Annotated in this window: 17 protein-coding genes; 13 read left to right on the top strand and 4 right to left on the bottom strand. The window is 73.0% G+C overall.

The window, feature by feature from the left end; translation table 11 throughout:
* Positions 1–44 precede the first annotated feature (44 nt).
* Together lipB and G5C62_RS05115 are read left to right on the top strand one after the other, a co-directional pair.
* Positions 45–686, top strand: coding sequence for a lipoyl(octanoyl) transferase LipB (gene lipB, locus G5C62_RS05120; protein ID WP_036334830.1), 642 nt, complete (start codon positions 45–47; stop codon positions 684–686).
* Entirely contained in the window at positions 683–1126 is a 444-nt protein-coding gene (locus G5C62_RS05115; RefSeq protein WP_164700146.1) for a PPOX class F420-dependent oxidoreductase, read from the top strand. Before lipB ends, G5C62_RS05115 begins: the two co-directional genes overlap by 4 nt.
* A 101-nt stretch (positions 1127–1227) precedes the next feature.
* Here G5C62_RS05115 and leuS read toward each other — a convergent pair whose 3' ends face one another.
* Entirely contained in the window at positions 1228–4137 is a 2910-nt protein-coding gene (leuS, locus tag G5C62_RS05110) for a leucine--tRNA ligase (RefSeq protein WP_164700145.1), read from the bottom strand.
* A 523-nt stretch (positions 4138–4660) separates the two neighbouring features.
* Here leuS and G5C62_RS05105 point away from each other — a divergent pair.
* Genes G5C62_RS05105 through G5C62_RS05090 form a run of 4 tightly spaced genes read left to right on the top strand, consistent with a single transcriptional unit; the run spans position 4661 to position 9040 of the window.
* On the top strand, positions 4661–6241 hold the full coding sequence (locus tag G5C62_RS05105; protein WP_164700144.1) for a mannitol dehydrogenase family protein: 1581 nt from the start codon (positions 4661–4663) through the stop codon (positions 6239–6241).
* The gene (locus tag G5C62_RS05100) at positions 6238–7068 is read left to right on the top strand and encodes an HAD family phosphatase (protein WP_081975261.1); all 831 of its coding nucleotides are present in this window, start codon (positions 6238–6240) and stop codon (positions 7066–7068) included. Before G5C62_RS05105 ends, G5C62_RS05100 begins: the two co-directional genes overlap by 4 nt.
* Positions 7065–8186 carry a CDP-glycerol--glycerophosphate glycerophosphotransferase gene (locus G5C62_RS05095; protein ID WP_036334821.1) on the top strand — a complete coding sequence of 374 codons (1122 nt, stop codon included), beginning with the start codon at positions 7065–7067 and terminating at the stop codon, positions 8184–8186. The genes G5C62_RS05100 and G5C62_RS05095 overlap by 4 nt, the downstream gene beginning before the upstream one ends.
* A gap of 2 nt (positions 8187–8188) precedes the next feature.
* The gene (locus tag G5C62_RS05090; RefSeq protein ID WP_206330465.1) at positions 8189–9040 is read left to right on the top strand and encodes an NTP transferase domain-containing protein; all 852 of its coding nucleotides are present in this window, start codon (positions 8189–8191) and stop codon (positions 9038–9040) included.
* A 74-nt stretch (positions 9041–9114) separates the two neighbouring features.
* Here G5C62_RS05090 and G5C62_RS05085 read toward each other — a convergent pair whose 3' ends face one another.
* Positions 9115–10044 (bottom strand): LLM class F420-dependent oxidoreductase, encoded by a 930-nt coding sequence (locus G5C62_RS05085; RefSeq protein WP_164700143.1) that lies wholly within the window; start codon positions 10042–10044, stop codon positions 9115–9117.
* Between the two features lie 130 nt (positions 10045–10174).
* On the opposite strand from G5C62_RS05085, the gene G5C62_RS28630 reads away from it, so the two are divergent.
* From G5C62_RS28630 to G5C62_RS05060, 5 genes are all read left to right on the top strand, one after another.
* Positions 10175–11512: an apolipoprotein A1/A4/E family protein gene (locus G5C62_RS28630; RefSeq protein ID WP_164700142.1), complete on the top strand. Its 1338-nt coding sequence runs from the start codon at positions 10175–10177 to the stop codon at positions 11510–11512.
* A 104-nt stretch (positions 11513–11616) separates the two neighbouring features.
* On the top strand, positions 11617–12615 hold the full coding sequence (gene lipA / locus G5C62_RS05075) for a lipoyl synthase (protein WP_241175704.1): 999 nt from the start codon (positions 11617–11619) through the stop codon (positions 12613–12615).
* A gap of 87 nt (positions 12616–12702) precedes the next feature.
* The gene (locus G5C62_RS05070) at positions 12703–13575 is read left to right on the top strand and encodes a DUF4191 domain-containing protein (protein ID WP_164700141.1); all 873 of its coding nucleotides are present in this window, start codon (positions 12703–12705) and stop codon (positions 13573–13575) included.
* Positions 13576–13778: 203 nt separating this feature from the next.
* Complete coding sequence (locus G5C62_RS05065) at positions 13779–14165, top strand: hypothetical protein (protein WP_164700140.1); 387 nt, start codon at positions 13779–13781, stop codon at positions 14163–14165.
* 82 nt (positions 14166–14247) lie between these two features.
* Positions 14248–15045 (top strand): helix-turn-helix domain-containing protein, encoded by a 798-nt coding sequence (locus G5C62_RS05060; protein ID WP_164700139.1) that lies wholly within the window; start codon positions 14248–14250, stop codon positions 15043–15045.
* Positions 15046–15050: 5 nt separating this feature from the next.
* Here G5C62_RS05060 and G5C62_RS05055 read toward each other — a convergent pair whose 3' ends face one another.
* Positions 15051–15473 carry an RDD family protein gene (locus tag G5C62_RS05055; RefSeq protein ID WP_036334813.1) on the bottom strand — a complete coding sequence of 141 codons (423 nt, stop codon included), beginning with the start codon at positions 15471–15473 and terminating at the stop codon, positions 15051–15053.
* A gap of 188 nt (positions 15474–15661) precedes the next feature.
* On the opposite strand from G5C62_RS05055, the gene glnA reads away from it, so the two are divergent.
* Entirely contained in the window at positions 15662–17095 is a 1434-nt protein-coding gene (gene glnA / locus G5C62_RS05050) for a type I glutamate--ammonia ligase (RefSeq protein ID WP_036334811.1), read from the top strand.
* 103 nt (positions 17096–17198) lie between these two features.
* Here glnA and G5C62_RS05045 read toward each other — a convergent pair whose 3' ends face one another.
* Positions 17199–18437 carry an EAL domain-containing protein gene (locus tag G5C62_RS05045; protein WP_164700138.1) on the bottom strand — a complete coding sequence of 413 codons (1239 nt, stop codon included), beginning with the start codon at positions 18435–18437 and terminating at the stop codon, positions 17199–17201.
* Between the two features lie 118 nt (positions 18438–18555).
* Between G5C62_RS05045 and G5C62_RS05040 the strand changes: the two genes are divergently transcribed.
* A complete protein-coding gene (locus G5C62_RS05040; RefSeq protein ID WP_164700137.1) occupies positions 18556–19389 on the top strand; it encodes an alpha/beta fold hydrolase in 834 nt (277 codons plus the stop codon).
* Positions 19390–19425: the final 36 nt, after the last annotated feature.

Genomic DNA, 19425 nt, shown 5'->3' with positions numbered 1-19425 from the left:
CGGTCAGCAGCGGCTCCGCACGTCGGCGGCATAGGCTCGGCGGCATGAGCGAGCTGGTGGTCGTCCGGGCGGGTCTGGTCCCCTACGAGCAGGCCTGGGCGCAGCAGCGCGACCTGCACGAGCAGCGCGTCGCCGGCACCGGTCCGGACACGATGCTGCTGCTCGAGCACCCGCCGGTCTACACCGCCGGCAAGCGCACCGAGCCGCACGAGCGACCGTTCGACGGCACCCCGGTCATCGACGTCGACCGCGGCGGCAAGATCACCTGGCACGGGCCCGGTCAGCTGGTCGGGTACCCGATCATCGCGCTCCCCGACCCGGTCGACGTGGTGGCCCACGTGCGCCGGCTGGAGCGCGCCCTGATGGAGGTCTGCGGCAGCTTCGGCCTGGCCACCGAACAGGTCGAGGGGCGCAGCGGCGTGTGGGTCCGGGCCGACGAGCGCGGCCCCGACCGGAAGATCGCCGCGATCGGCGTCCGGGTCGCCCGGGGCGTGACGATGCACGGGTTCGCGCTCAACTGCGACCCGGACATGGCCGCCTTCACGAACATGGTCCCGTGCGGGATCCCCGACGCCGGGGCCACCTCCCTGAGCGTCGAGCTCGACCGGGACGTGACCGTCGCCGAGGTCATCGACCCGGTCGAGGCCGCGATGCGCCGCGCGCTGACCCGCACCGCGGTGGCATGACCAGTCTCCCCACCAGCCGGTACGTCAGCCTGACCACCTTCCGGCGCACCGGCGAGGCCGTGCCCACCCCGGTCTGGGCGGCGCCGGTCGGGCCTCGTCCAGAGGCTCGCTCCGAGCGGGCGAGGGGGGAGGGGGACGAGGTCCTTTCTCTGGTGGTCTGGACCCGGGCGGACTCCGGCAAGGTGAAGCGGCTGCGGCACACCAGCCGGGTCACCGTCGCCCCCTGCGACATGCGGGGCCGGCTCGAGGGTCCGGCGGTCGACGGTCTCGCCGAGTTCCTCGAGCCGTCCGAGTGGCCCGGTGCGCGGGCTGCCCTCGCCCGGCGCTACGGCTGGCAGTGGCGGATCACCTACGGCACCTCCCGCATCGCGGCGCGGTTCACGCACCGCGGGCGGGAACGCCAGACGATGATCCGCATCACCCCCGCCGCCCGACAGTGATCAGGTCACCTGATCACTGACCGTCCTCCCCCACCAGCGTTGATGCGGTAGGACGGTCCCTGATCAGGTCACCTGATCAGCGCTGACACCCCGCGCGGCGGTCAGCCCAGGACGAAGTTGACCAGCCGGCCCGGCACCGCGACCACCCTGCGCACGGTCGCGCCGTCCAGGTAGCCGGCGATCCGCTCGTCCGCCCGGGCCGCCGCCTCCAGCGCCGCGGCGTCCGCGTCGGCCGGTACGGCCACCTGGGCCCGCACCTTGCCGTTGACCTGGACGGCGACCTGCACCGTCTCGTCGACCAGCCACTGCGGGTCGGCCACCGGGAAGGACGCCCAGGCCACGGAGTCGGAGTGCCCCAGCCGGGCCCACAGCTCCTCGGCCAGGTGCGGGGCCAGCGGCGCGACCAGCAGCACCAGCGACTCGGCGACCGAGCGCGGCACCGGCGTCCCCGGCGGGCAGGCCGAGGTCAGGTGGTTGGTCAGCTCGGTGATCCGGGCGATGGCGATGTTGAACCGCAGGGTCGTCATGCCGTCGCGCACGGCCTCGATCGCCCGGTGGAGGGCGCGCGAGGTCTCGTCGTCCGGCTCGACGTCGCCGGCGCGCACCGCGCCGGACTCCTCGTCGACCACGACCCGCCAGACCCGCTGCAGCAGCCGCTGCGAGCCGACCACGGCCTTCGTCTCCCACGGGCGGGACTGGTCCAGCGGCCCGGTCGACATCTCGTAGACCCGGAACGTGTCGGCCCCGTACTGCCCGATCATCTCGTCCGGCGTGACCATGTTCTTCAGGCTCTTGCCGATCTTCCCGTACTCCCGGCTGACCGGCTCCCCCTGGTAGAGGAACTGGCCGTCCTTCTCCACCACCTCGGCGGCGGGCACGTAGAACCCGCGGGCGTCGGTGTAGGCGAAGGCGGAGATGTAGCCCTGGTTGACCAGCCGGCGGAACGGCTCCTCGCTGGAGACGTGACCCAGGTCGAACAGCACCTTGTGCCAGAACCGGGCGTACAGCAGGTGCAGCACGGCGTGCTCGACCCCACCGACGTACAGGTCGACGCCGCCGACGTCACCGGCCTCCCGCGGGCCCATCCAGTAGGCCTCCAGCTCCGGGTCGACGAACCGCTCGTCGTTGCCCGGGTCCAGGTAGCGCAGGTAGTACCAGCACGAGCCGGCCCAGTTGGGCATGGTGTTGGTCTCGCGGCGGTACCGGCGAGGGCCGTCGCCCAGGTCCAGGGTGACCGTCGTCCACTCGGTGGCCCGGGACAGCGGCGGCTCGGGCTTGGAGTCGGCGTCGTCGTCGGCGAACGTCTTGGGCGAGTAGTCGTCGACCTCGGGCAGCAGCACCGGCAGCATCGACTCCGGGACGGCGACCGGCAGGTCGGCGTCGTCACCGTCGACGGCGTAGACCACCGGGAACGGCTCGCCCCAGTACCGCTGCCGGCTGAACAGCCAGTCGCGCAACTTGTAGGTCGTGGTCGCCTCGCCGGACCCCTTCGCCACCAGCCACTCGGTCACCCGGGCGATGGCGGCGGCCTTGTCCAGACCGTCCAGCGACAGGTGCTCGTTCGAGCTGTTGATCATCGGTCCGGTGCCGGTGTACGCACCGCCGTCGAAGTCGGCCGGCGGCTGCACGGTGCGGACGACGGGCAGCCCGAACTCCTGCGCGAAGTCCCAGTCCCGGGCGTCCTCGCCGGGCACCGCCATGATCGCGCCGGTGCCGTAGCCGGTGAGCACGTAGTCGGCGATGAACACCGGCAGGTCGGCCCCGGTCAGCGGGTTGCGGGCGGTGGCGCCCAGCCAGACCCCGGTCTTCTCCCGGCCCTCGGCCTGCCGGTCCAGCTCCGAGCGGCGGGAGGCCTGCCGCTGGTAGGCGGCGACGGCCTCGGCCGGGGTGGACGCGCCGGCGGTCCACCGGGGGTCGGTGCCCTCGGGCCACTGGCCGGCGGTCAGCGTGCCGACCAGCGGGTGCTCGGGAGCCAGCACCAGGTAGGTGGCGCCGAACAGGGTGTCCGGCCGGGTGGTGAACACCTCGATGGACTCAGCGCCGGTGGCGAACCGCACCCGGGCGCCGGTCGACCGGCCGATCCAGTTGCGCTGCATCTGCTTCAGGGAGTCCGACCAGTCCAGCCGGTCCAGGTCGGTCAGCAGCCGCTCGGCGTAGGAGGTGATCCGCATCATCCACTGGGTCAGCGGACGGCGGAACACCGGGAAGTTGCCCCGCTCGGACCTGCCGTCCGGGGTGACCTCCTCGTTGGACAGCACCGTGCCCAGCCCGGGGCACCAGTTCACCGGCGCCTGGTGCCGGTAGGCCAGCCGGTGCGCGTCGACGACCCGCCGGCGCTCCACGTCGGACAGCTCGGCCCAGCCGCGCCCCTCGGGCAGCGTGCCCGCAGCGGGCTGCCGGGTGCCGGCGTCCAGCTCGGCGACCAGCTCGGGGATCGGCCGGGCCCTGCCCCGACCGCCGTCGGCGGACTCGTCGAACCAGGCCTCGAAGATCTGCCGGAAGATCCACTGGGTCCACTTGTAGTAGCCCGGGTCGATCGTGGCGAAGGTGCGGCGGGTGTCGTGGTCGACACCCAGCCGGCGCAGCTGGGCACTGATCGCGGCGATGTTGGCCTCGGTGGTGACCCGCGGGTGCTGGCCGGTCTGCACGGCGAACTGCTCGGCGGGCAGGCCGAAGGCGTCGTACCCCATCGGGTGCAGGACGTTGTGCCCGTCCATCCGCAGGAAGCGGCTGGTGACGTCGGTGCCCAGGTAGCCCAGCGGGTGCCCGACGTGCAGCCCGGCACCGGAGGGGTACGGGAACATGTCCATCAGGAAGGCCTTGGGCCGGTCTGCCACCCGGTCGAAGCCCTCGCTCAGCCGGCCGACCGGGTTGGGCGTGTGGAACGTGCCCTCGGCCTCCCACCGGTCCTGCCAGGCGAGCTCGATCTGCTGCGCCAGCGCGGGGGTGTACCGGTGTGGCGGCACCCCGTCGGCGGTGGGCTCGGTGTGCTGGCTGGCCGTCTGGCTCATCGTCGGTGCTCCCACGGGAAGGATCTGGCGGCGGACAGAAAAAGACCCCTCACACAGGAGGGGTCGCCGTGCTGGTCTGCTCCAGGTCAGATCAGCACGGCTGGGGAAGCAGGAGTCCGCCGGTCACGGCGCCGATCCTAGCGCGCGACACCTGATGCCCCGGGAGAGCGAGCTGTGCCACACCCGTAGGGAGCACGGTGCGGCGCACGCTGGCCAACGACCGGTCCCGACCCGTATGTTCATGATCACCGCGGGTTTGCCCAACGACCGTTCCGGGCATCACACCTGTCCGGCGTTGAGCAGTAGCGCCGCCTGCGTACGTCCGCGCCGACAGCGCGCTCCCGGCGGGCACGAGGCCGACGACACTCCCCTGTCGTCCGGCCCGAGCCCCCGGTGGAGCTCGTCTCCGGCAGCGGGCGTCACCTGTTCGGCAGGCGGCATCCGACAGGCCACCGCCGCCCGGGTGCAGGGAATGGGCACATCCGTGCACGCGGAGCGTTGAACGGCTGACAGGAGGACGTCGATGGAACAGCTCGCCCAGCACGGCACCGACCCCACCGGCGCCCCCACCGCCTCCGCGGCGGCCTCGCTGTCCGAGCTGACGCTCCCCCACCACGCGGCCAACGTCCGCGTGCCCACCTACGACCGGGCCGCGCTCACCCCCGCAGTCGTCCACTTCAGCGTGGGCGGGTTCCACCGGGCGCACCAGCTGGTCTACCTCGACGACCTGGCCGAGTCCGGCTGTACCGACTGGGGCGTCGTCGGCGTTGGGCTGCGCTCACCGCAGATGCGCGATGCCCTTCAGCCGCAGGACCACCTGTACACCGTGGTGGAGCGCAGCAGCGCCGGCGAGCACGCCCGCGTGATCGGCTCGCTGATCGACTACCTCTTCGCCCCGGACTCCCCGGAGGCAGTGCTGGCCGTCCTCACCGACGAGCGCACCCGGCTGGTCACAATGACCATCACCGGCAACGCCTACAGGATCGACGCCGGCACCGGCCGGTTCGTCCCCGACGCCGCGGTACACGCCGACCTCGCCGACCCGCACCATCCGCGGACCCTGTTCGGCTACATCGTCGAGGCCCTCGACGTCCGGCGGCGGGCAGGGCTGGCCCCGTTCACCGTGCTGTCCTGCGACAACATGCAGTCCAACGGCGAGGCCGCCCGCGCCGCGGTGGTGGGCTTCGCCCAGCTGCGCGACCCGGGACTGGCCGCCTGGATCGACGAGCAGGTCACCTTCCCCGGCAGCATGGTCGACCGGATCACCCCCTCCACCAGCCTCTCCGACCGGGACGAGGTCACCCGCTTGTTCGGCGTCGCCGACCGCTGGCCGGTGATCACCGAGCCGTTCTCCCAATGGGTCCTCGAGGACTCCTTCTGCAACGGCCGCCCGCCGCTGGAGCAGGTGGGCGTGCAGTTCGTCGCCGACGTCGGCCACCACGAGCTGATGAAGACCCGGCTGCTCAACGGCAGCCACTCCGCGATGGGGCACCTGGGCGAGCTGGCCGGCGTCGCGCGGGTCGACGAGTTCCTGGCCGACCCGGTGCTGGGCCGCTACGTGACCCGGCTGATGGCCCGGGAGGTCGCGCCGCTGCTGCCCGCGCCCGACGGCATCGACCTGGGCGAGTACCAGCAGAGCCTGCTGCGCCGTTTCGCCGACCCGGCCATCGGTGACCGGCTGGACCGGCTGTGCCGTCGCGGCTCGTCGAAGATCCCGCTCTACGTGCTGCCCTCCCTGCTCACCGCGCGGGAGCAGGGCCGCCCCTCCCGGCTGCTCACCCTCGCCGTCGCCGGGTGGTGTCGGTACCTGCAGGGCACCGACCTCGCCGGCCGCCCGCTCGCGCTGGCCGACGACCGCGCCGAGGAACTCGGTGTCCTGGCCCGCGCCGGCGGCACCGACCCGCGGCCGCTGCTCGCCGTCGACGCAGTCTTCGGAGACCTCGGCCGGGACGAGTCGTTCGTCACCGCGCTCGCCACCGCGCTGCGGCAGCTGGAGGAGCTCGGCGTCCGGGGCGCGGTGGCCCACGCGCTCGCCGAGGGCGACGCGGCCGCGGTCCCCGCACCGGCCCACTCCCCACTGTCCGGCGCCCTGCTGCCGGCATGACCACCCGTCCGACCGACCCCACGGAGGAGGCGCCCCCCATGCCCCGGCTCATCGACGCGCTCATCGAGCCACTCGAGGCGCTGCTCTGCGACGCGGACGGGAACCTCTTCCCCTCCGAGGAGCCGGCCTTCGTCGCCTCCGCCGACGTCACCAACCGGTTCCTGGCCGCGCACGGCGTCGACCGGCGGTTCACCGCCGAGGAGCTGCGCCTGGCCACCACCGGGAAGAACTTCCGGACGACGGCCGCTGAGCTGGCCGCTGCGGCCGGCGTGCCCGTGACCGACCTGGACAGCTGGGTCGCCGAGGAGAAGCAGGCCGTCACCGCGCACCTCTCCCAGGTGCTGCGCCCGGATGCCGAGGTCACCGCCGCGCTGAGCGCGCTGGGCCGGCACCTCACCCTCGCCGCGGTCAGCTCCAGCGCCCTCACCCGCCTGGCCGGGTGCTTCACCGCCACCAGCCTGGACGAGCTGGTCCCCCCGGCCGGCCGCTACAGCGCCGAGGACTCCCTCCCCATCCCGACCAGCAAGCCCGACCCCGCGGTCTACCTGCACGCGTGCGCCCGGATCGGGATCTCCCCGGCCCAGGGCCTGGCCGTGGAGGACTCCGTGCCCGGTGCACTGTCCGCCGTCCGGGCCGGCTGCCCGACCGTGGGCAACCTGCGTTTCGTGGCCCCGGCCGAGCGCGCCGAGCGTGAGGCGCAGCTGTGGGACGCCGGCGTCCTCGCGGTGGTCTCCACCTGGGCCGAGCTGACCGAGCTGGTCCTCCCGGTGCTGGAGCGCCGCCCGGCGTCCCGGCCCTCCCTACTGCAGACGGGTGGTCAGCGGTGAAGGTCGTCTTCAACAGCTTCCGCGGGATGTACTCCGACAGCCCGCGCGCCCTCTTCGAGGCCCTGGTCGAGCGCGGCGACGACGTCGACGTCACCTGGCTCGCGGCTGCCGACCGGGTCGGAGACTTCCCCGCCGGCACGTCGACGGTCGAGTTCGGCACCCCTGCGGCGGTCGCCGCGCTGGAGGCCGCCGACGTCGTGGTCTCCAACGACCACATCGGCTTCGACTGGGACAAGTCCCCCGGCACGACATACCTGCAGACCTGGCACGGCACGCCGCTGAAGCGGATCCACAACGACGTGCTGTGGGCACCGGAGGGCCGGCTGGCCTACCTGGACACCGAGATCGCCCGCTGGGACGCGCTGCTGTCGCCCAACGCGGTGAGCACTCCGCGCTTCCAGAAGGCCTTCGGGTTCACCGGGCCGGTGCACGAGACCGGCTACCCGCGCAACGACGTGCTCTCCTCCCCCGACGCGGACCGACTGCGGGCACAGGTGCGGGCCGAGCTCGGCATCCCCGAGGGCGCCACGGCGGTCCTCTACACCCCGACGTGGCGCGACGACCAGGTGTTCAACGCCGCCGACGGTGGACCTCAGCACTCGTTCCCGCTCGACCTCGGCGAGTTCGCCGCCGCGCTGGGCGAGGACCACGTCCTGCTGCTGCGGGTGCACCAGATGGTCTCCGACCGGCTGGACCTCGCGTCGGGGGCGCCCATCCGCGACGTGTCCAGCTACCCGGACATCCGCTTCCTCTACCTGGCCGCCGACGTCCTGGTCACCGACTACTCCTCGACGATGTTCGACTTCGCCGTCACCGGGAAGCCGATCATCAACTTCACGTACGACCTGGAGTACTTCCAGAACGAACTGCGGGGCTTCTACTTCGACCTCGCCGAGGCCGCACCGGGCCCGCTGCTCAGCAGCAGCGAGGAGGTGCTGGCCGCCATCGCCGAGCTCGGCCGGGTGCCCTGGGTCCCCACGGAGCGGTACAACCGCTTCCACGAGGCCTTCTGCTCGCTGGAGGACGGCCGCGCCACCGAGCGGGTCCTCCAGCTGTTCTTCCCGGCCGGCCCTCCCGGGCCGACGGCTGCACCCACGCACGACGGAAAGAGGAGTTGAGCATGCGGACTACTGACCCGATCCTGACCGGGGGCCGCGATCAGCGGTCGCGTCGGGCGGCTCCCGGCCGCTCCTCCGCCACCGCGCCCACCAGTCCGACGCCCACCAGTCCGACGCCCACCGCTCCCCAGGTGGTCGTGCTGGCCGCCGGCATGGGAACCCGGCTGGGCCGCAAGCTGCCCAAGCCGCTCACCCCGCTGATGGACGGCCGCAGCATCATGCAGCAGCAGCTGGAGGGCATCCGCACCGTCTTCGGCGATGCCACCCCGATCACCGCGGTGGTGGGCTACCGGGCCAAGGCGGTCATGCGCGCCCAGCCCGACCTGCTGTTCGCGTTCAACCCCGACTTCGCCGTCACGAACACCTCGCAGAGCCTGCTCCGCGCGCTGCGCACCTCGCAGCCCGGCGGCGTGCTGTGGCTGAACGGCGACGTGGTGTTCGACCCGGCGGTGCTCGACCACGCCGCACCGCTGGTGCAGGCCGACGAGAGCTTCGTCTGCGTGGACACCTCCACGGTCGCCGACGAGGAGGTCAAGTACACCCTCGACGCCGACGGGTTCGTCCGGGAGCTGTCCAAGACCGTGGCCGGTGGCCTCGGCGAGGCGGTCGGCATCAACTACGTCTCGGGGGCGGACAAGGCCGCGCTCATCGAGCACCTCAGCGCCTGCGAGGCCTCGGACTACTTCGAGCGCGGCATGGAGCTGGCGATCCAGCGGGCGGGCGTCCGCTTCCGGCCGCTGGACATCTCCCGGTTCTCCGCGGTGGAGATCGACTTCGACGACGACCTGCAGCGGGCGAACACCTGGCTGGGCTCCCGGGCCGCGCTGGAGCCACTCGCCTCCGAACTGCGCTGAGGTCACCGCACTGAGGTCGCTGTGCTGAGGTCCCTGCGCCCCGTCCGCCACCGGCGGGCGGGGCGCAGTGCTGCTCAGCCCAGCTGCGGGGCGACCTCGGCGGCCACCAGGTCCAGGTGGTCCAGGTCGGCCAGGTCCAGGACCTGCAGGTAGACCCGGCTCGCGCCGGCCTCGGCGTACCGGCCCAGGGTGTCCACGGCCTCGGCGGGCGTGCCGGCCACTCCGTTGGCGCGCAGCTCGTCGACGTCCCGGCCGATGGCGACGGCCCGGCGGGCCAGCTCGGACTCGTCCCGGCCGACGCACAGCACCAGCGCGGAGCTGTAGACCAGCTCACCGGGGTCGCGGCCGGCCTCGGTGCACGCGTCCCGGACGCCGGCGAACAGCCGGGCGTTCTCCTCGGCGGAGGCAAAGGGCACGTTGAACTCGGCCGCGTACCGCGCCGCCAGCCGCGGGGTGCGCTTCTTGCCCGTCCCGCCGATCAGGATCGGGACGCCGCCGGGCTGCACCGGCTTGGGCAGCGCCGGGGAGCCGGTGAGCTGGTGGTGGTCACCGGCGAAGTCGAAGGTCTCTCCCAGCGGGGTGGCCCACAGCCCGCTGATGACCGCGAGCTGCTCCTCGTAGCGGTCGAACCGCTCCCCCACCTCGGGGAACGGGATGCCGTAGGCGCGGTGCTCCGCGGCGAACCACCCCGAGCCGATGCCCAGCTCCACCCGCCCGCCGCTCATCTGGTCGACCTGCGCCACCGCGATGGCCAGTGGCCCGGGCAGCCGGAAGGTCGCCGCCGTCATCAGCGTGCCGAGCCGGATCCGGGAGGTCTCCCGGGCGAGGCCGGCCAGGGTCACCCACGCGTCGGTCGGGCCGGGCAGGCCGTCCCCGCCCATGGTCAGGTAGTGGTCAGAGCGGAAGAAGGCGTCGAAGCCGGTCTCCTCGGTGCGCCGGGCCACCGCGAGCAGGTCGTCGTAGGTGGCGCCCATCTGGGGTTCGGTGAAGATCCGTAGCTGCACCCGGTCGAGTCTGCCAGCGGCGCGGCCGCTCGGTTCGGGCCTCTCGCCGACTGCGGTGGGGGTTCGGGGTGTGCCCGGGGACGCCAGCGGGCAGGATGATCGCTGAAGCGATCAACTCGGAGGTGCTGGAGTGTTCCGCAAGAAGAGCTCGACAGAGGTCATCGGGACCGAGTTGCAAGAGGGGTTCGCCCACATCGGCGCGGCGGTCACCGAGGCCCGTCGGGCGACGGCGGAGCAGCTCGCCCCTCAGGTGGCGGCCGCGACGAAGGCGGCCCAGACCGCCTACGCCGCTGACGTGGCCCCCCGGGTCGGGGCGGCCGTGGCCGCACTCGCCCCCCAGCTGGACGCCGCCCGTGAGGTGCTGGTCCCGCGGCTGGAGGCGGCGCAGAAGAACCTCGGACCGCGCATCGACGCGGCACAGAAGGCCTACGAGAAGGACCTGGTCCCACGTCTCGACGCGGCCACCCGGGCCGCGCGGGCCAACCTGGAGCTGGCGGTGGCCACCGCCGTCCCACGGCTCGAGGCCGCCCGTGAGGCCAGCGGCCCGGCGTTCGACGCCGCCGCCAAGTCCGCCCGGGCCAACCTGGAGGCGGCGATCGCCGCCACGGCGCCCCGGATCGAGGCCGCTCGCGGTGCAGCCGGCCCCGCGCTGGCCGACGCCCGCGCCGGCCTGGCCACCAGCGTCGAGGCGGCGCGGGCCCAGCTGGACGCCCGCAGCGCGGAGCTCGCCGCCACCGCGGCGACCCTCGGTGCGGCCACCGCGAAGCAGGGCGACAAGGTCCGCCAGGACGCCGCTGCTGCCGCCGACGCCGCTCGTGCGCAGGCTGCGCTGCGGGTCGCCGCGGTGCGCGCCGCCGCCGAGACCAACCGCAAGGCCGCCGGCAAGAAGGCCGACAAGCTGGGCAAGCGGGCCGACAAGCTGTCCAAGAAGGCGGCCAAGCGGCGCACCGAGCTGGAGAAGGCCGCCGGCCGGGCCCGCAAGGAGGCCGGCAAGCGCACGGCGAAGACCGTCACGACGGTCAAGCGGCGCATCGGCGTCGAGCCCGAGCCCCGGCGCTGGCCGTGGGTGGTCGCCGTCCTCGCCGTCCTCGCCGCGGTCGCCGTGGTGTTGCGCAAGAAGAACGCCAGCGACCCCTGGACCCCGGCGCCGACCGGCGACGGCCCCGTGCCCAGTTACCGAGAGGACCCCGTGCCCACCTCCCCGAGCACCCCCGCAGGCGGAACCGAGAGCCCCGAGGCCCAGGGCAAGACCGTCTCCACGGCCGAGAACGCCGTGGGCGACGCGACCCCGCCCGACAGCGACCTCGGCGCGCAGACCGCCCAGCCTGCGTCCGGTCCCGGCGAGTCCAGCAACCAGAACCGCCCGGACTCCGCCACCGGCACGAAGGACGCCGGCGACACCCCGTCGAAGACGGCCGGGCCGTCCGACACGCCGTCCAGCCTGGGCAAGATGCCCAGCGAGGACTGACCTCCCCGCACCACACAGACCCGAGGGCCCAGCCGATCCGGCTGGGCCCTCGAGCCGTCTCCGGGCCCCGAGCGGGGGCGATCGGCGGGAGTACCGTGCTGGACATGAGCCTGGGCATGGAGGAGGCAGCCACGACTGCAGCGCCGGAGACGTCCACGACGTCCTCGCCGATCGAGCCGGCCGGCCGCAAGCTGCTGCGCCTGGAGGTCCGCAACAGCCAGACGCCGATCGAGCGCAAGCCCGAGTGGATCAAGACCAAGCTCAAGACGGGGCCGGAGTACACCGAGCTCAAGTCGCTGGTCGAGCGCGAGGGCCTGCACACGGTGTGCGAGGAGGCCGGCTGTCCCAACATCTACGAGTGCTGGGAGGACCGCGAGGCCACCTTCCTCATCGGCGGTGACCAGTGCACCCGGCGCTGCGACTTCTGCCAGATCGACACCGGCAAGCCCGCCGACTTCGACGCCGACGAGCCCCGCCGGGTCGCCGAGAGCGTGGCCACGATGGGCCTGCGCTACGCCACCATCACCGGCGTCGCCCGCGACGACCTGCCCGACGGCGGCGCATGGCTGTACGCCGAGACGGTGCGCCAGATCCACGAGCAGATCCCCGGCTGCGGCGTCGAGCTGCTCATCCCCGACTTCAACGCCGAGCCCGACCAGCTGGCCGAGGTGTTCTCCTCCCGGCCGGAGGTGCTGGCGCACAACGTCGAGACGGTGCCGCGCATCTTCAAGCGGATCCGCCCCGGCTTCCGCTTCGCGCGCTCCCTGTCGGTGATCACCGCCGCCCGCGAGGCCGGCCTGGTCACCAAGTCCAACCTGATCCTGGGCATGGGCGAGGAGCCGCACGAGGTCGTCGAGACCATGCAGGCGCTGCACGACGCCGGCTGCGACCTGCTCACCATCACCCAGTACCTGCGGCCCAGCGTCCGGCACCACCCGGTGGTCCGGTGGGTCAAGCCCGACGAGTTCGTCGGCTTCGCCGCCGAGGCCGAGCGGATCGGGTTCCCGGGCGTCCTGGCCGGTCCGCTGGTGCGCAGCTCCTACCGCGCCGGCCGGCTCTACCAGCAGGCCGCCGAGGCCCGCGGGCTCACCGTCACCCGCTGAGCTCCTCCCCCGGCCAGTTGCGGGCGGCCCGCCGCGAGCTCGCGAGTGGCGGGAGGGCGGCCGCTCCTGGCGACTATCGTGGGTGGCATGGCACGCAGCAGGTCCACCGACACCTCCGCCCCCGCCGGCGCCGCGGGCCGCGGCCCGGCCGGCGCCCCGCCCGGGCGCGGCAGCAAGGGCTCGACCGCGGTCGGCGCGCCCGACGCAACGGGCAAGGGCCGGCGCAGCAAGGCAGGGAAGGCGCCCAAGCTGGGCAAGGACGGCCAGCCGAAGGTCTCGCGGCTGACCAAGCTGAAGCGCCAGGCCGGGATGATCCGGCAGGCCTACTCGATGACCTACAAGAACGACCCGAAGCTGCCCTGGGTGATGCTCATCGCCTTCGTGGCGGTGGCCGGCGTGGTCGAGCTGGTCGGCATCCTGCTCAGCTCACCGTTCCTCTTCCTGCCCTTCGCCGTCCTGCTCGGCCTGCTGGCGGCGCTGATCGTCTTCGGCCGCCGGGCGCAGGGCTCGGCGTACCGGCAGGTCGAGGGCCGGCCGGGTGCGGCGTCCTGGGTCCTGGAGGGCATGCGCGGCGACTGGCGGGTCAGCTCCGGCGTCGCCGGCAACCGCGAGCTGGACTCCGTCCACCGGGTGCTCGGGCGGCCGGGCATCGTGCTGGTGGGTGAGGGCGACCCGCAGCGGGTCCGCAACCTGATCGCGGCCGAGAAGCGTCGGATCGCCAAGGTCGTCGGCGAGACCCCGATCTACGACGTCACCGTCGGCGACGGGGAGGGCCAGGTGGCGCTGAAGAAGCTCAGCGCCCACGTGATGAAGCTGCCGCGCAACCTCTCCGGCGGCGAGGTCAACGCACTCGGCAAGCGGATGTCGGCGCTGGGCGGCCCCCGCCCGCCGGTGCCCGGGGGCCCGCTCCCCGGTGGCCGGCAGATGTCGGTCAGCCAGCGCCAGGTCCGCCGCCGCTGACCTCGCGAGCACAGCACCACGACGCCCCGGCCGCTGCCCCAGCGGTCGGGGCGTCGTGCGTCCGGCCGGTCGCCCGCCAGGCGGGTCGGTCGGCCCCTCGGTCCGGCCATGACCTGCGGGGTCATGGACGGCGCGCCGCGGACCGGCGACGGTGGTCCTGGCCGGACGACCGGCCACGTCGGCTCCGTCGAGAGGACCCCACCATGACCGCGCTCACCCTGCCCCCGGCCCGCACGGCACCGGCCCGGTTGCTCCAGCTCGACGGCGTGCTCTGCGCCGCCATGGGACTGGTCATGGGGATCGCCGCCGGTCCGGTCGCCGAGCTCCTGGGCACCGACGCGACCGGTGTCGTCCGCGGAGTCGGGATCGCGCTGGTGGTCTACGCCGTCGGCCTGGTCGTCAGCTCCCGCACCCGCTGGGCCCGCACGGCGCTGCGGGCGGCCGCCATCGGGAACATCGGCTGGGAGGTGGCGAGCCTGGCGGTCGCCGCGTTCGCCGACCTCAGCACCGCGGGTCGGGTCCTCGTCGCCGCTCAGGGACTGGCCGTCGGCGCGCTCGCCCTCGTCCAGCTGCGGGCCGGCCGGCGGTGAGCAGGAGCGTGATCCCGGCACCCGGGCCCACGTCGTCGTCCCCTCCCGGCCGGCAGGTCACGACGGCGCTGGGCGTCGTGCCGTGACGGCGACCCTCCGGCCCCCGGTCGCCGGCGCCCTGCTGAAGGAGTGGCGGGAGCGCCGGCGGCTGAGCCAGCTCGACCTGGCCGACCTGGCGCAAACCTCCACCCGGCACCTGTCCTACGTCGAGACGGGGAGGTCCCGGCCGAGCCGCCAGATGGTGCTCAGGCTCGGCGAGGCACTGCAGATGCCGCTGGCCGACCAGAACCAGGTCCTGCTCGCCGCGGGACACGCGCCGGAGTTCCCGGACGCCCGACGCGATGCCACGGCCACCCGGTACCTGCTGGAGGTGCTCGAGCTGGCCCTCGCCGCACACGACCCGTGGCCGGCGCTGGTCATCGACGCCCACTTCGACGTCGTCGCCACCAACGCCGCCGTCGACCGGCTGATGGCCCTGGTCGACCCGGAGCTGCTCGACCCGCCGGTCAACGTCGTCCGGGTGATGCTGCACCCACGCGGACTGGCCGACCGGATCGTGGACCACGCCGCCTGGCGCGCGCACCTGCTCCGGCAGGTCCGCCGGCACGCTGCCGCCGCACCGTCGGCGGACCTACGGGCCCTGCTGCGCGAGGTCGAGGGGTACCCGTGCCGGCCCTCGGCCGCCCCGGTGCAGCCCGGCCCGACGTTCGCCCTGCCCCTGGAGTTGCAGGTGGACGGCGCCGTGCTGCGGACGTACAGCACCGTCGCCACCTTCGGCACCCCGCTGGACGTCGCCGCGAGCGAGCTCGCCATCGAGACGTTCCTCCCGGCGGACGAGACCACCCGCCGGTGGTTCGCCGAGGCGGCCGCCCGGGCGTGACGGCCTCAGCGGTCGCGGACGACCGCGGTGCTGGTCCATCGGTCGTGCAGGCCCCGGCCGTCGACGTCCACGATCAGCGCCGGCACCAGCAGCACGAGCAGCCCGGTGCGCACGAGCGCACGCCAGAGGGCGAGCCGCCGCTCCGGCTCCGGGTGGGCCAGCCGCAGCCCGAGCAGGCGCATGCCCGGTGTCTGACCGGCCAGCACCAGGAAGGCCACGGTGATCAGCACGAAGGCCAGCAGGCTCCAGTTGCGGGGCAGCTCCGGCGCGGTGACCAGGCCGGCGACCAGCGCCGCGGCCAGCGCGTCGACGAGGAAGGCGACGACCCGCTGCCCGAAGGACGCCAGTGAGCCCGGTCCGGTGCCGGGCAGCCCCAGTGCGTCGCCGCGGGCGCGCTCCTGAGAGGGTTGAGCGTCGTCCCTGGCCACTCCACCAGCGTATGTCCTGCCCGACGCCGTCCCGGTCGGGAGCCGTCCGGTGGGGTGAGCAGCGGCTCGACCGCCACCTCCGCGACACGCCGGAGGACGGTGTTACAGCGACGAAACACGAGAGACACCCCGGAGCAACCCCGCACTCGTAACTTGCGGGTGGCTTTCCGTCCACTCCCGGAGGATCGATGTTCAACAGTCCCGAAGAGGTCACCGCCTACATCCGCGACAACGACGTGAAGTTCGTCGACGTCCGGTTCTGCGACCTCCCTGGCGTCATGCAGCACTTCACCATCCCCGCGGAGACGTTCGGGCCGGACACCTTCGCCGACGGCCTGGGCTTCGACGGTTCGTCCATCCGCGGATTCCAGGCGATCAACGAGTCCGACATGCTGCTGCTGCCCGACGCGAGCAGCGCCTACGTCGACCCGTTCCGCATCCACAAGACGCTGAACATCAACTTCTTCATCCACGACCCGATCACACGCGAGGCCTACAGCCGTGACCCGCGCAACGTGGCGAAGAAGGCCGAGGCCTACCTGGCGGCCAGCGGCATCGCCGACACCGCGTACTTCGGCCCCGAGGCCGAGTTCTACGTGTTCGACTCGGTGCGGCACAACACCTCGATCAACGAGGGCTACTACCACATCGACGCGGTCGAGGGCTCCTGGAACACCGGGGCGCTCACCGGTGAGAACGGCGGCCCCAACCTGGGCTACAAGACCCGGCCCAAGGGCGGGTACTTCCCGGTCGAGCCGTACGACCACCAGAGCGACCTGCGGGCCACGATGATGGTCAACCTCGCCAACGCCGGGCTGGAGCTCGAGCGCGGGCACCACGAGGTGGGCACCGGCGGCCAGGCCGAGATCAACTACAAGTTCGACACGCTGCTGCGCTCGGCCGACAGCCTGATGCTCTTCAAGTACATCGTGAAGAACACCGCCTGGGCGCACGGCAAGAGCGCGACGTTCATGCCCAAGCCGCTGTTCGGCGACAACGGCTCGGGCATGCACTGCCACCAGAGCCTCTGGAAGGACGGCGAGCCGCTCTTCCACGCCGAGACCGGCTACGCAGGCCTGTCCGACATGGCCCGGCACTACATCGGCGGCCTGCTGGCCCACGCCCCGTCGCTGCTGGCCTTCACCAACCCGACGGTGAACAGCTACCACCGACTGGTCCCCGGCTACGAGGCACCGATCAACCTGGTCTACTCCGCGCGCAACCGGTCGGCGTGCACGCGCATCCCGATCTCCGGCGACAGCCCGAAGGCCAAGCGCATCGAGTTCCGGGTGCCCGACCCGTCGGCCAACCCCTACCTCGCCTTCTCGGCGATGCTGATGGCCGGCCTCGACGGCGTCAAGAACAAGATCGAGCCCCCGGCACCGATCGACAAGGACCTCTACGAGCTGCCGCCCGAGGAGGCCCTCGGCATCGAGAAGGTGCCGGCGTCGCTCGACGCGGTGCTCGACCGGCTCGAGGTCGACCACGACTACCTGCTCGACGGTGGCGTGTTCACCTCCGACCTGATCGAGACGTGGATCGAGTACAAGCGGGAGAACGAGATCGACCCGATCCGGCTCCGCCCGCACCCGCACGAGTTCGCGATGTACTACGACATCTGATCGGCGGGGTCCTCACCGGCCCTGACCCGTTCGACAGCGCAGCCCCCGCCGGTCTCCCGGCGGGGGCTGCGCTGTCGTGGGCGACCCGCGCCGCGGGCACCGCTCAGCCGGCGACCGCGGGCACTGGCGGGGTCGCCACCGGGGTCCGGGGGGCCGGCACCTGCACGGCCGGCTGGGTGACCGTCGCCCCGGGCAGCTCCGGTCGACCGAAGTGCCATCCCTGACCGAGGTCCACCCCGAGCCCACGCAGCGCCGAGGCCTCCGCGGCCGTCTCCACGCCCTCGGCCACGACACTCGCGCCGCAGCCGTGTCCGAACTCGACCAGGGACGAGACCAGCCGGGTCAGCACCGGGTCGACGTCGACCCCGGAGACAATGCTGCGGTCCAGCTTGATGACGTCCGGTGCGGTGATCACGATGTGCCGCAACGAGGAGAACCCGGCGCCGACGTCGTCGATGGCCAGCCGCATCCCCCGGGCCCGCAGCGGGCTCAGCACGGCAGCCAGGGCCGCGTAGTCCGCCACCTGGTCGTGTTCGGAGAGCTCGAGCAGCACCCGGTCCAGCGGCAACGTCTCCATCAGTGCTGCGAACTCCGGCTGCACCAGCGATGCCGGGGAGATGTTCATGGCGACGTACCCGTCGACGACCGCCAGGTGGTCGGCCGCGCGACGCAGCGCCAGCAGTTCCAGCTCGTGTCCCAGCCCCACGCTGTGCGCCTCCTCGAAGCACACGTCCGGCGCCTTGCCCCACGCTGCCGGGAACCGGCTGAGCGCCTCGTACCCGACCCGGAGCCCGGTGGCCAGGTCGACGATCGGCTGCAGGACGACGACCGGGCCACCAGCGGTGACCACCGGCACCAGTCGGCTCAGCAGTTCCCCGCGGCGCTCCCGCTCGCGCACCGAGGGTTCGATGAGCACGGCCGCGGCCGAGGCGAGGACGGTCATCAGGGACTGGTCCCGCTTGGTCAGCCCCTTGTCCGTGGTGAGGCCGGCGGCGCAGAAGGTGCCGTAGAGCTCCCCGTCGCTGAGCACCACGGGCACCGAGACGTAGCTGCGGATCCTCGGCAGACGGGCGGCCGGCAACGCCATGGCCGCCGGGTGCCGGCGGAGGTCGGGGATCACCGCGGGCAGCTCGCCGTCGAGGACGGCCTGGCAGAGGGACGTCTCCTGGCGCTGCTGGTTCCCCTCCTGGAAGAGGAACGGCACCGACGACTCGACGACCTCCAGGTGCTGGGTGGTCCCGTCCAGCCGGGAGAGGAACGCCACGGACAGCTGCAGCGACTCCTTCGCGGTCCGCAGCAGCTCAGCGACCTTCTGGTCGGTGTCCGACCGTCTCTTCTCCACGTTCCCTCCTCGGGGCCTCGTTGGTCCCATCGACGGGGCCCGGCCCGAGCTGAAGGACTTCACCCGAATTCGTCACACCGCGCATGCCGACCCGGCCGTCGCGGGCACTGGTGCTGCCATGGACCTACCGATCGGAGAGACCCAGCTCATCCCCGTGGGCGACAGCCCGATGAACGTCTGGACGGCCGGGGACGACGGACCCACCGTCCTGCTCGTCCACGGCATCCCGACCAACCACCGGTTGTGGTGGGACGTCGTCCCGACCGTGGCCCAGCGGGCCCGGGTGCTGGCCGTGGACATGGCCGGCTACGGCGACTCCCCCGCACCCGACGGCCAGCCGGTGGACCTCGCCGCCCAGGCCGCCCGCCTGCTCGGGCTGCTCGACGCGCTCGACCTGGAGCGGGTCGTCGTGGTGGGGCACGACCTCGGTGGCGGGGTGGCGCAGATCCTCGCCACAACGGCGAGCGAACGGGTCGCCGGCCTGGGGGTCGTCGACGGCGTCTGCTACGACGCGTGGCCGGTGCCGCTGGTGCGCGCGATGAAGGCCGGCTGGCCGCTGGTCCGGCAGCTGCCCCCCGCGGCCCTCGGCACGGCGCTGCGGCCGGCACTGCGCACGCTGTTCGCCCACCAGGAGCGTGCGAAGCCCTTCCTGGACCGGTTCGTCGAGCCGTGGGAACGGCCGGACGGCCCCCGCCTGCTGAGCCGGCACCTCCGCTCGCTCGACTCCGTCTACACCCAGACGGTCGCCCCGTTCCTCCCGCGGCTCACCGTCCCTGCCGAGGTGGTCTGGGGTCGGCAGGACCACCAGATGAAGCCCGAGCACGGTCAGCGACTGGCCGACGACCTGCCCGGTGCGCGACTCACCTGGGTCGACGACGCCAGCCACTTCGTCCCCGCCGACCGCCCCGACGTGGTCGCGGAGGCGGTGCTCCGGCTGGTCGAGCGGGTCTGACCTCCGGTCGGTCCCAGGGCGCACGGGCGCACCGCA

The sequence above is a fragment of the Modestobacter sp. KNN46-3 genome (assembly GCF_011039295.1).
The sequence above is the reverse complement of the archived record's forward strand: the minus strand, read 5'-3'. Positions and strand labels throughout refer to the sequence as shown.

What these genes read in the sequence shown, in the direction of transcription:
- lipA (WP_241175704.1), top strand. Translation starts at nt 11,617, where the DNA reads ATGAGCCTGGGCATGGAGGAGGCAGCCACGACTGCAGCGCCGGAGACG.
- G5C62_RS05105 (WP_164700144.1), top strand. Translation starts at nt 4,661, where the DNA reads ATGGAACAGCTCGCCCAGCACGGCACCGACCCCACCGGCGCCCCCACC.
- G5C62_RS05070 (WP_164700141.1), top strand. Translation starts at nt 12,703, where the DNA reads ATGGCACGCAGCAGGTCCACCGACACCTCCGCCCCCGCCGGCGCCGCG.
- G5C62_RS05115 (WP_164700146.1), top strand. Translation starts at nt 683, where the DNA reads ATGACCAGTCTCCCCACCAGCCGGTACGTCAGCCTGACCACCTTCCGG.
- G5C62_RS05065 (WP_164700140.1), top strand. Translation starts at nt 13,779, where the DNA reads ATGACCGCGCTCACCCTGCCCCCGGCCCGCACGGCACCGGCCCGGTTG.
- G5C62_RS05040 (WP_164700137.1), top strand. Translation starts at nt 18,556, where the DNA reads ATGGACCTACCGATCGGAGAGACCCAGCTCATCCCCGTGGGCGACAGC.
- lipB (WP_036334830.1), top strand. Translation starts at nt 45, where the DNA reads ATGAGCGAGCTGGTGGTCGTCCGGGCGGGTCTGGTCCCCTACGAGCAG.
- glnA (WP_036334811.1), top strand. Translation starts at nt 15,662, where the DNA reads ATGTTCAACAGTCCCGAAGAGGTCACCGCCTACATCCGCGACAACGAC.
- leuS (WP_164700145.1), bottom strand. Translation starts at nt 4,137, where the DNA reads ATGAGCCAGACGGCCAGCCAGCACACCGAGCCCACCGCCGACGGGGTG.
- G5C62_RS05100 (WP_081975261.1), top strand. Translation starts at nt 6,238, where the DNA reads ATGACCACCCGTCCGACCGACCCCACGGAGGAGGCGCCCCCCATGCCC.
- G5C62_RS05090 (WP_206330465.1), top strand. Translation starts at nt 8,189, where the DNA reads ATGCGGACTACTGACCCGATCCTGACCGGGGGCCGCGATCAGCGGTCG.